The sequence below is a fragment of the Pedobacter chinensis genome, from assembly GCF_003339865.1.
In the GTDB taxonomy this organism is placed as follows: Bacteria; Bacteroidota; Bacteroidia; order Sphingobacteriales; family Sphingobacteriaceae; genus Pedobacter; species Pedobacter chinensis.
On record NZ_QPKV01000003.1, the window covers coordinates 585788 to 598376 of the forward strand.

Genomic DNA, 12589 nt, shown 5'->3' on the forward strand with positions numbered 1-12589 from the left:
AAAATAAGGGCTTTCCATTTGATATTATTAACTGATTTTGCTGGGATATTTGTTTTATGCCTAATAAAAGAATTGTACCTTTGCGGCGTCACTAATAAGTTACGTAATGAGTAAAACCACTAGAAAGCAAGATGCGCTTGATTACCACTCGCAGGGCCGTCCGGGAAAGATACAAGTAGTACCTACAAAACCAACAAATTCGCAAAGAGATTTAACTTTAGCGTATTCTCCAGGCGTTGCTGAGCCATGTTTAAAAATAGCAGATAATAAAGAAGATGTTTATAAATATACTGCAAAAGGAAATCTTGTTGCCGTAATTAGTAATGGTACCGCCGTTTTAGGTTTGGGTGATATCGGTCCGGAAGCGGGTAAACCGGTTATGGAAGGTAAAGGTTTGTTATTTAAAATCTTTTCAGATATTGATGTGTTCGATTTAGAGCTGGACACCAAAAATGTTGATGACTTTGTGAAAATCGTTAAAGCATTAGAGCCAACATTTGGAGGTGTAAACCTGGAAGATATTAAAGCACCTGAATGTTTTGAAATTGAGCGTCGCCTGAAAGAGGAAATGAATATTCCGGTGATGCATGATGACCAGCATGGTACAGCGATTATCTCTGCTGCGGCATTGTTAAATGCTACTGAAATCTTAAAGAAAAAAATGGATAAGATTAAAATTGTAGTAAATGGCGCTGGTGCTGCTGCAATTTCCTGTACTAAATTATATGTTTCTTTAGGGGCTAAAAAAGAGAATATCGTGATGTGCGATCGTTCTGGTGTAATTCGTAAAGATCGTGAGGTTTTAGATCCGATTAAAGCTGAATTTGCTACCGATAGAAAAATCAACACACTCGCAGAAGCAATGAAAGATTCTGATGTGTTTATCGGTTTATCATCTGCTGATTGTGTGAGCGCTGAAATGTTGAACTCGATGGCCAAAAATCCAATCGTGTTTGCCATGGCTAACCCAAATCCGGAAATTGCGTACGAATTGGCTATTAAAACCCGGAAAGATATCATTATGGCAACCGGCCGTTCTGATTATCCTAACCAGGTTAACAACGTTTTGGGTTTCCCTTATATTTTCCGTGGTGCACTTGATGTTCGTGCAACAAGCATTAACGAGCCAATGAAAATCGCTGCCGTTAAGGCAATTGCAGAATTGGCTAAAAAATCAGTTCCGGAAGCAGTGAACTTAGCTTATAATGCCCGTAACCTTAAGTTTGGCAAAGAATATATCATTCCGAAACCAGTTGATTTCAGGTTGATTACCGAAGTTTCGACAGCGGTTGCAAAAGCGGCTATTGAAAGCGGTGTTGCCCGTAAAATCATCACTGATTGGGATGCTTACGCCGAAGAATTAAGAAAACGCTTAGGTTTGGATGATGCCATTATGCGTGCCATTACTACTAAAGCTAAAACAGATCCTAAACGTGTTGTATTTGCTGAAGCTGACAATTACAAAATATTAAAAGCAGCACAAATAGTTAAGGATGAGAATATTGCAATTCCTATTTTATTAGGTAACAGGGAGAAAATTCAGTCCATTATTGATGAGCATGCATTAGAATTGGAAGGTGTGGAAATCATCGATCAGATGCAAAATCCTGAAAAAACCAAACAATACGCAGCTTCATTGTATAAAAAACGCCAGCGTAAAGGCGTCTCATTAAATGATGCAACTAAACTATTAAGAGATCGTAATTATTATGGCGCATCAATGGTTGAGTTTGGTGAAGCTGATGCCATGATTTCTGGTTTAACCAAAAATTATGGATCAACAATAAAACCAGCATTACATGTTATCGGTGTAGATCCAAGCGTTAAACGCGTTGCAGGTATGTACATGATGATGACTAAAAAAGGACCTGTTTTCTTTGGTGATACCACTGTAAACGTAGATCCGACTGCTGAAGAACTGGTTGACATCACTTTATTATTGGATAAATCGGTTAAGCAATTTAACATCAAACCTCGTATTGCTTTATTGTCTTACTCAAATTTTGGTTCAAATGATGGTGTAACGCCGAATAAAGTGAGAGAAACAGCAAGACTTCTTCACAAAAATCATCCGGAAGTAATTGTAGACGGAGAAATGCAAGGAAACTTTGCCATTAATAATGATCTATTAAGAGAGAATTTCCCTTTCAGCACACTTGCTGATGAGCCGGCAAACACTCTTGTTTTCCCTAATCTGGAAGCCGGAAATATTGCATACAAATTATTGCAGGAATTGGGTGGTGCAGAAGCTGTAGGTCCGATCTTATTGGGATTAAATAAGCCAGTTCACATTGTTCAGTTAGGAAGTTCTGTACGAGAGATCGTAAATATGGTTACCATTGCAGTGGTAGATGTTCAGGCGAAAGAAGAAATTGCCGGAACATCAAAACGAAAAGGTATATTTACAAAAACAACTAAGAAGTAGAATTACATGTACGCCTATATCGATGGTAGATTAACATCCAAAAACCCGGCATTTGTTGTGGTTGAAGCCGGAGGTGTAGGCTATCATATAAACATTTCATTAAATACTTACAGCGCTTTGGGCGATGCAGAAAGGTGTAAATTATATACCTGGCTCCACGTTAAAGAAGATGCACATACATTATACGGCTTCGCCGATGAAGGCGAACGCCGTTTATTTTTACATTTAATATCGGTATCGGGAATTGGACCAAATACTGGAAGAATGATTTTATCATCAATTACTCCGGTTGAAATTCAAACTGCAATTGTTAAAGCAGATTTACCGCTTATTCAAAGAATTAAAGGTTTAGGGGCAAAAACTGCTCAGCGTTTAGTTTTAGAGTTACAGGATAAATTAAAAAAAGAAGGCGCAGACTCATTAATTTCTATGCCTCAACACAATACGGTTAAAGATGAAGCGTTATCAGCATTGGTAATGCTCGGATTCGCCAAACAAACCGCCGAAAAAATTATTGATCAAATTTTAAAAGTGACAGAAGGAACGCTTTCGGTAGAGCAATTAATTAAACAAGCTTTAAAAAATTTATAGATCGAACGCCTTTGAAGAGAAGATTTACATTCCTATTTCTCATCCCACTTTTCCTGTTTGCTACCAAAAACGCCTTTTCTCAAGTTGTTCCGAGCAAAGCTGATACTGTTACGCCTAAAAACAACTTCAGCTTACGTGAAAAGCAGCTTCTTGGAATTAGTCCTTCTTCTAATCCTTTTTATCCATTACCCAATAATATAAAAAGGGTTGTGGAATATGATGCTAAAAACAAAAGATATATTGTTAAGGAGTTAATCGGAGATAGGTATGTTACGCAAACGCAGTACTTAACCATTGATGAGTACGCCCGTTTAATGAACAGCGAAATTAAAAGAGACAACTGGAGGAGTATTTCTAATGCAGAGGTTAGTGATTACAGGAGCACCGGAATTATCCCTAAAATACAGGTTAACAGCAAGTCTTTTGAGAAACTTTTTGGAGGCAGTACCATTGATATACAGCCGCGTGGTGAGGCCGAATTAACTTTTCTGGGGCGCATTAATAAAAATGAAAATCCGCTTTTTAATGAAAGACAGCGCGTGCAAACCAATTTTGATTTCAATCAAAGAATTCAAATGGACCTGGTTGGAAATATCGGTACGAAGCTAAAAATTAAAAGTAATTATAATACCGAGGCCCAGTTCGATTTTGAAAATCAAATTAAACTGGATTATACCGGTGGCCCTGATGATATTATCAAAAAAATTGAAGCAGGTAACGTGAGTTTACCTTTAAACACCTCATTGATTACCGGTACGCAAGCGCTTTTTGGTTTAAAAACCCAGTTGCAGTTTGGAAAGTTAAATGTGACTAGTGTTTACACACAACAAAAATCAGAATCAAGGGAATTAAGAATTACCAATGGCGCTCAACAGAATGAATTTAGAATAAGTGCTGATAGTTATGAAGCCAATAAGCACTATTTCCTGGCTCAATATTTCCGCAATAATTACAATAAACATCTGGCCAATGCACCGATTATTACTTCGCCTATTCAAATTACAAAAATAGAAGTCTGGATTACCAATAAAGCGGGAAATACGACAGATTCAAGAGATGTGCTGGGTTTTTTGAACCTGGGTGAAAATCAACCATTTAATCCTGGTCCTGTTACTGGTGGCGGCTCTGCATTGCCTGCAGGAACAACGGCTACAGGTTTCCCTCAACAATCCAATACTTTATTGGCAAGTTTACCTCCCGATGCCCGGTTTACCAATTCTAATGCGATTATCCCATTTTTTCAGGCAAATGGCGGTACTGACCAATATGCAAAGCTTATTTACGCCAGAAAATTAACCGACCGGGAGTTTACTTTTCAACCACAGTTGGGTTACATCTCGTTAAATAATCCATTAAATGCAGATGAGGTTTTAGCGGTTGCCTATCGTTATACCTATAATGGTGTAGAGTATCAGGTAGGAGAATTTTCTACTGATGTAACATTTGATGCCGCAAATCCGAAAGTTCTTTATGCAAAATTATTAAAGAACGAAACCATGAAAATCAATCTGCCTACCTGGGATTTGATGATGAAAAATATTTATTCAATTGGCGGATATCAAATCAGTCCTATAAACTTTAAGTTAGATATTTATAGGATAGATAATGAAACAGGAGTAGAAAAACCTATTATGACTGAAGGACAAAACACAGCAAATAAGCAGTGGATTGCCTTAACAGAATTTGACAGGCTGAATCAGCAAAATGAGAAAAAGCCAGATGGAATTTTCGATTTCGTAGCATCCAATAATGCTTTTGGCTCTTATTTTTCGTCAAGTACGCAAAATTTAAACAGTCCTTTTGGCTCTAATCTTTCGGGCACAGGCATAGCTTCATTAACAAATAATACGAACACTGGTTATATTACAATTGATCCGGCTAACGGAAGGATCATTTTTCCATTGATTGAGCCTTTTGGAAGTGATTTGGCAGCTAAGTTTTTACCAGGTGAGCAGGCATTAATTGATAAATATACTTTTACGGCCCTTTATGATTCAACTCAAACTATAGCCAGGCAGCTTTTTCAAAATCAAAACCGGTATATTTTAAAAGGTAATTACCAATCAGAAATATCATCCGAATTTAGCCTGAATGCTATCAATGTGCCAGAAGGATCGGTTAAAGTTTTTGCCGGAACAATGCCTTTAACAGAAGGCGTTGATTATACTGTTGATTATCAGGGTGGAAGAGTAAGCATCATTAATCAGGCTTTGCTTACATCTGGCCAGCCTATTAGAATTACAACAGAGAATAATGAGTTATTTGGTCTTCAGCAAAGATCACTTTTCGGAACACGATTAGATTACCGTGTAAATAATAAATTGAATTTGGGTGGTACCATCATGAATTTAACGGAGAAACCGCTCACTCAGAAAGTAAATATTGGTGAGGAGCCGATCTCCAATACCATTTGGGGAGCTGATATCAATTACAGTTCACCATCAAGATTTTTAACTAAACTGGTTGATAAATTGCCATTCATATCAACCAAAGCTCCTTCAAGCGTTAATTTTTACGGTGAATATGCACAACTAATCCCAGGTCATCCAAGAGCGCTGAATTTTGCAGGAAGTAAAAATGGGGTAAGCTATTTGGATGATTTTGAAGCATCAAGATCAGTAATTGATTTGAAAAGTGCTATTTCATGGCAATTATCTGGTACGCCACAAGATTTTCCTGAATCGCAATTGGTAGATAATCTTGAATATGGTTACAACAGGGCCAGAATTGCTTTTTATAACATCGATCCTACTTTTTATAATTCTGCAGCATCAACTACACCTGCAAATATTAGAAATAACCGGAATGAACTGTCTAATCATTATGTAAGAGAGGTAATTGAGCAAGAGGTTTTTCCATTCAAAGAAACTGCAACTGGCCAGGCCCTGAACATTACCACTTTAGATGTGGCTTATTATCCTACGGTTCGCGGTCCTTATAATTATGTGACCACAGGTTTTCAGCCTGATGGAAGATTTATAGCACCAAGAACAAAATGGGGTGGTTTTCAGCGTAAAATTGAAACAAATGATTTTGAAGCCCTGAATGTTGGTTTCATTGAATTTTGGGTGCTTGATCCATTTATCTATAATAAATCAAATACCGCGGGTGGGGATTTATATTTCAACCTTGGTAATATTTCGGAAGACATTTTAAAAGATGGGAGGAAATCATTAGAAAATGGTTTACCTGCAAATGATGATCCATCAAAATATGATGAAACAAATTGGGGGAGAGTGCCAAAACTACAACCGGTTGTGCAGGCTTTTGATAATAATCCTGATGCCCGTAAGGCGCAGGATGTTGGTTTGGATGGTTTATCAGATGCAAACGAACGTATAAAATTTGCAGCAGCCATCAATCAGATTAAATCGCAGTTAAATGCTACAGCAGCAGCAGCTATAGATGCCGATCCGTCTTCTGATAATTATTCGTATTTCAGAGGTCCGCAGTTAGATCAGATCAATGCCGGAATTTTAAAACGTTACGAAAAATATAACGGAACGGAAGGAAACTCAAAAACATCTCAGCAGTCACAAGAAGAATTAGGGATTGAAAATTCGGCCTCTACTTCTTTGCCTGACGGAGAAGATATCAATCGCGATAACAACATGACACAAAGCGATGAGTACTTTCAGTATAAGGTATCAATTAAGCCAAACGACATGGTTGTCGGTCAAAATTTCATTACTGATAAAGTTACTTCGCAGGTAAAACTGGCCAATGGAAACACTCAGGCGGCAACCTGGTATCAGTTCAGGATTCCGATCTCGCAGTACCAGAGAAAGGTCGGTAACATTCAGGATTTTAAGTCTATTCGTTTCTTTAGAATGTTTATGACTGAATTTGCCGATACCACGATTTTACGTTTCGCTAAATTGCAGTTGATTCGTGGAGAGTGGAGAGAGTATAATGTAAAAAACGAGGCTAACCAGGTTATTGTTGATCCTTCTTTACCGGCACTAACACCTGATAATTCTACCATTGAAGTATCTACAGTTAATATCGAAGAAAACGGAAAACGTTCTCCAATTCCGTATGTAACACCTCCGGGCATTCTTCGTGAAAGAGATTATAGCAACTACAGAGGCGATACCCGTTTAAATGAACAATCATTGTCTGTAACAGTAAAAAATCTGCGTGATGGTTATGGAAGAGCAGCCTTTAAAACGGCCTACAGCGATTTCAGATCGTATAAACATTTGGAAATGTTTGTGCACGCCGAGGCTGTTAACAATCAAATGTTGAATGACAGAGATGTTGCCGCTTTTTTAAGAATTGGTACCGATAATCAGGATAACTATTATGAATATTTGATGCCTTTGAAGGTAACTCCTCCGGGCACCAGTGATCCTGATGCGATTTGGCCGGAAGCGAATAGAATGGATATCGATTTAACGCTTTTCCAAAATGCGAAACTGGCTCGTAATGTGGCTAAACAAAGCAATGGGCAGCCATGGCCAATCAATGTACCATTTACTTATACTGATGGCGACAGAACCATCGTAGTGAAAGGGCAACCCGACATGAGTAAAGTACGCGTTTATATGTTGGGTGTAAAAAACCCGCTTCGTAACTTAGCTAATGCAGAAACTGATGACGGTTTGGATAAAGATGTTTTGGTTTGGTTTAATGAATTGAGATTAACTGAATTTGATGAGCGTGGCGGATGGGCGGCAACGGCAAGACTTAACTTAAAATTAGCTGATTTTGCAGATGTGAATATTTCAGGAAGTAAATCAACTATTGGGTTTGGATCTATCGACTCAAAGGTAAGTGAGCGTAACCGTGCAGATAATGTTTTGCTTGATGTATCCTCAGCTGTTGAACTGGGTAAGTTTCTGCCTCAAAAATCAGGAGTTAAAATTCCAATGTTTGTTAATTATTCAAAGCAGGTTTCTACACCACAATTTAATCCGCGTACACCAGATATTGAACTTAAGAATGCATTGGATCAATCAACCAGAGAACAAAAGGATTCCATTTTGAATTTTGCTCAGGATTATACCATTCGCAGAGGAATCAATTTTACAAATGTACGTAAGGAAAGAGTTAACAACACCAGGCCTGTAAGGCTTTGGGATGTAGAAAACTTTGCAGTAAGTTATGCTTTTACTGAATATAACCATCGCGATTTTATCAATCAAAGCAGCATTCAAAATACTTACAGAGGATCGTTGCAATATAGTTATGCTAAGGAGGCTAAAACCTATGCGCCATTTGAAAAGATTATAAAATCGAATATGCTGGCGCTTTTAAGAGATTTCAATTTCAGTATTTTTCCAAGTGCTATCAATTTCAGAATAGATGTAGATCGATTATACTCAGAGAACACGTTGAGAAATAACGATCCGAACAATACCATTCCGATTTATCAAAACGGATTTGGAACAACATTTAATAAAAACTTTAGAATGAGCAGGATTTATGGCATCGCCTGGAATCTTACCCGCTCCTTGCAGTTGGATTTTAATGCCACTAATTATTCTATTATTGATGAGCCGGATGGAAGAATTGAAGGATTAAAACGTGATACCGTTTGGCAAAATCTTAAGCGATTAGGGCGCACTACTGATTATAACCATAACCTGAATATAACTTATAATTTACCGATAGATAAAATACCCGGATTAAATTGGGTAACCGTAAAAACACGTTATGGAACGAATTTTAACTGGCAAACCGAACCGCTGTCAACCCTATTGGATCCGAACATTAATTTGGGCAACACCATTCAAAACAGTAGAAATATTCAGGTTAATCCAACTTTAAACCTGATTACTTTGTACAATAAATTTGGTTTTATCAGAAACGCGGGGAATAATCAAGATGGAGGAAAGGTTAAAAACTTTTTTATCAATTTATTAACCAGTGTAAAAAATGTAAGTGCCAACTATGTTCAAACAAAAGGAATATTTTTGCCAGGCTACTTACCAACCACCAAATATTTTGGTATAGATAATACCACGGGAGCGCCGGGTGCTGGTTTTGTGTTTGGTAGTCAGCGTGATATTAGAGAAATGGCATTGAACAATGGCTGGTTAACAACAGATACCTTGCAAACTCAACTGTATGTAAATACCCTAAGAGAGGATTTGCAGTTTACAGGCCAGATTGAACCATTTAGAGATTTGCGTATCACATTAAGAGCAAACAGAGCACAAACCAGAAATTTCTCAACCAATTTCAGGTATGTGGCCAGTGTTTCTTCTTTCGAAAACCTGAGCGCAATCACTACCGGAGATTATAGTATTTCCTATATCGCTTTAGGAACGGCATTTAAAGAAAAGAATTCGAGTGTCATATCAGCATTGTTTAATCAATTTATGGCAAACAGAATTATTGTTTCCAGAAGATTGGGCGCTCAAAACCCTAACTCTGGCGGACAAAATAATGGCTATGCCGATGGATATGGAAAAGAAAGCCAGGATGTGATTATTTCCGCATTTATGGCCGCTTATTCAGGTAAAGATCCTGGTCAGATTAAAATGAATGCTTTTCCTCGAATTCCACTGCCAAACTGGAGTTTGACCTATAATGGCTTAACAAGAATCCCCTTCGTTGCTGACCGGTTTTCATCTGTGGATATCAGGCACGGTTATCGTTCTGCCTATAACATTAACGGTTTTAATTCATTGTTGAGATATGAAGAAAGCAATGGATTCTCCGTTAATCGCGATGCAAACAATAATTTTTTACCACAATATCAATTTGCTCAGGTTACTATTTCTGAATATTTCTCTCCCTTGGTGGGCCTCGATACCAGATTTAAAAATAATTTAAGTGCTACATTCGAATTAAACAGATCCAGATTGTTAGGGCTAAGCTTGGCCAACAGCCAACTGGCACAATTATCAGAAAATAATATGGTGCTTGGTTTGGGCTATAGAACAAACAAATTCCGTTTTCCATTCGGGTTGTTCAAGAGCCTGAAAATGGATAACAACATGGATTTTAAACTGGATGTTGCCATACGGGATAATAAAACAGTGATCTATCGGGCAGATGTTACTGAGGCAGAAATTTCTTCAGGGGCTAAAAATATTACATTAAGGCCAAGTGTGGATTATGTTTTGAACCAGAAGTTCAATATCAAATTATTTTACGATTCAAACATTACAAAACCTTATACATCACAAACCTTTAATACGGCTTTTAGTAATTTCGGTTTTAGTTTACGATTTACATTGAATTAATATTAATTTCAGTAACATGAAGGATCAAGCTATTTTATCATTGTGCTTAGAGCTATGGATGCTTTCTTGAAATCTTTAATCCTCAAAACCAGGCCTACTCCATTAACACGCTCATTTGTGTAGTAATTGTCACCTGGAAATACTTGCGATTTAGGCAGGCTTGGTTTGTTAAGGAATGTAGTAAATGTCTTTATGTAGTCACCCAGGTTAATGTCACTATCTATCATCAACCATAATTCGGATATGTTTTTCAGTGCAATAGACTTATTTTTTAAAGCGAAACTTAGTACGGCTTTAGTAACATCTTTTTGCCTTTCAACTCTTGCATGATCGTCATAATTCGTTCCGGGAACTCTGACACGAGCATAAGCTAAAGCCTGGTCTCCTGTTAATGTGATCGTACCTGTTCGTGTGAGTGGTAATAGCTGTACACCTTTTATATGAGCCTGTTCCTCAATATAACCATTAACATACTGATGAATACCTTTATCGATGTGAATGGTTATTCCTCCAAAACAATCGATCACTTTTGCGGTATTTTCAAAATCTGTAACGATTGAAGAAACCAGTTTTGTTTTGAAGTTTGCGTTTATGGTGGATATCAATAGTTTTCTGCCTCCCAACCTGTAGGCTGCATTGAGTTTTTGATTGCCATAACCTTTAATATATACATAAGTATCTCTCAAAATAGATGTCAACTTTACTTCTTTATTTTTTACCGTGATAACCATTATCAAATCAGCATTGCCACGCTTACCCTGGTCTTTGGAATCAGAACCTATCAATAGAATTTGCTGAGCCCAAAGGGTATTCCCAATCATTAATAAGAAGAATACTATGAATAATGTGATTTTGTTTTTCATCCGTATAAATTTGTTTTTGATTGTGATGAAGCCATCAGATTTATTCATACCACTGTGTGGTTTGAAAAATCATGATGGTTTCATCTTTTTAAAATTTTTTAATATATAGCCATTGTTTTCCAATGGCGTTTTTCACTTTGTTTATGCCCTTAATAGAGTTCAGGAGGACGTTGCAATTAGTTAATGAACACGCAAGCTCGGTTTGCTTTGGTGTTCAAAAAACTCATAAGGCCTGGTTTAATCCTTCCCCGTGGGTTTTGAAAAAAATCATGATGGTTTCATAAAGTATCATTTATGGAATGCACACAAAAGGAAAGTATTTTGTAATAAAGACTTCCTGCAACCTACCAGCAAATTTACCGATAAAGCTTGCACGTGATATATAGCCTTTTTTCGCCATATTAATCAGACAAACGAAGCCTTTCTTGTTGCACTTTTGCCTGGACAGATACATCGTTCAAGTATTGTTAAAAGCTCATCTGTCATTTTACTAAAATGCTGCCTGTTAAAAATTGTTTGGGTTGAACTTTTTAATGGGAGATAATAATGTAGTTTAACATTCATTTCCGTTTAACTTAATTTACCAAGCATTGTGATATGTTAAAGTAAATTGTATTTTTGGGGAGTAAACGGTAGGAAACGTTTAAGTGTTTGCAATTATGCGTGGAGGCGCAATAAGCAACAACTTTAAATAACTTATATTGAATAACTTACAAAACAATGAATTTTCCATCAGAATTAAAATACACTAAAGACCACGAGTGGGTTAAGATTGAAGGTAACGAAGCTTTTATCGGTATTACAGATTTCGCTCAACGCGAATTAGGCGATATCGTTTACGTTGATATTAACAGTGTGGGCACTGAAGTAGCTAAAGAAGAAGTTTTCGGTACAGTTGAAGCCGTTAAAACTGTTTCAGATTTGTTTATGCCAGTAACTGGTACTGTATTGGAAATTAATGCAGAATTAAACGATAATCCGGAACTGGTGAATTCAGATCCATATGGTAAAGGTTGGATGGTTAAAGTTTCCTTATCTGATTTAGCTGAAGTTGAAGAGCTACTTTCAGCAGATGCTTATCAAGCTTTAGTAGGCGCTTAATTTTAAATATTTTGTACAAAGCACTAAAACAACAGAAGTGGGCTATTTTTTGGACTATAATTATTTTAGTGCTTTGTAATATCGAAATGCCTGAGTCAGATGGCAAAAGTGGTTTCTTCTTTACAGGTTTCGATAAATTAGCACACTTAGGGTTCTTTTTTGTACTTTCTGTATTGCTGTTTTATGGAAAAATAAAATACCAGCATAATTACGGTTTCAGAACGTTAACCATTTTTAAAATTATCCTGATCAATGCCTTCATTGGCGGGGGGATAGAATTGTTGCAGTGGCAGGTATTTACTTACCGTTCTGCAGAGTGGTGGGATTTTGGTTGCGATATGTTGGGCGCATTTATGGCTGTTTTCAGTTATATTCTACTCCATAAATTAAATTTCGATGAAAAAAATATTTAG

6 protein-coding genes are annotated in these 12589 nt (G+C 37.1%); 5 read left to right on the top strand and 1 reads right to left on the bottom strand.

Going from position 1 to position 12589, the window contains the following annotated elements:
- The first annotated feature begins 106 nt into the window (after positions 1-106).
- Genes DU508_RS07865 through sov form a run of 3 tightly spaced genes read left to right on the top strand, consistent with a single transcriptional unit; the run spans position 107 to position 10212 of the window.
- The gene (locus tag DU508_RS07865) at positions 107-2425 is read left to right on the top strand and encodes an NADP-dependent malic enzyme (RefSeq protein WP_115402276.1); all 2319 of its coding nucleotides are present in this window, start codon (positions 107-109) and stop codon (positions 2423-2425) included.
- 6 nt (positions 2426-2431) lie between these two features.
- Complete coding sequence (gene ruvA / locus DU508_RS07870; protein ID WP_115402277.1) at positions 2432-3016, top strand: Holliday junction branch migration protein RuvA; 585 nt, start codon at positions 2432-2434, stop codon at positions 3014-3016.
- 11 nt (positions 3017-3027) lie between these two features.
- Entirely contained in the window at positions 3028-10212 is a 7185-nt protein-coding gene (gene sov / locus DU508_RS07875; RefSeq protein WP_115402278.1) for a T9SS outer membrane translocon Sov/SprA, read from the top strand.
- Between the two features lie 29 nt (positions 10213-10241).
- On the opposite strand, the gene DU508_RS07880 is transcribed toward sov, so the two are convergent.
- Positions 10242-11075: an LCP family protein gene (locus tag DU508_RS07880; RefSeq protein ID WP_158542137.1), complete on the bottom strand. Its 834-nt coding sequence runs from the start codon at positions 11073-11075 to the stop codon at positions 10242-10244.
- Positions 11076-11795: 720 nt separating this feature from the next.
- Here DU508_RS07880 and gcvH point away from each other — a divergent pair.
- Both gcvH and DU508_RS07890 read left to right on the top strand, forming a co-directional pair.
- On the top strand, positions 11796-12176 hold the full coding sequence (gene gcvH / locus DU508_RS07885; RefSeq protein WP_115402280.1) for a glycine cleavage system protein GcvH: 381 nt from the start codon (positions 11796-11798) through the stop codon (positions 12174-12176).
- An 11-nt stretch (positions 12177-12187) separates the two neighbouring features.
- Positions 12188-12589, top strand: coding sequence for a VanZ family protein (locus tag DU508_RS07890; RefSeq protein WP_115402281.1), 402 nt, complete (start codon positions 12188-12190; stop codon positions 12587-12589).

What these genes read in the sequence shown, in the direction of transcription:
- gcvH (WP_115402280.1), top strand. Translation starts at nt 11,796, where the DNA reads ATGAATTTTCCATCAGAATTAAAATACACTAAAGACCACGAGTGGGTT.
- DU508_RS07865 (WP_115402276.1), top strand. Translation starts at nt 107, where the DNA reads ATGAGTAAAACCACTAGAAAGCAAGATGCGCTTGATTACCACTCGCAG.
- ruvA (WP_115402277.1), top strand. Translation starts at nt 2,432, where the DNA reads ATGTACGCCTATATCGATGGTAGATTAACATCCAAAAACCCGGCATTT.
- DU508_RS07880 (WP_158542137.1), bottom strand. Translation starts at nt 11,075, where the DNA reads ATGAAAAACAAAATCACATTATTCATAGTATTCTTCTTATTAATGATT.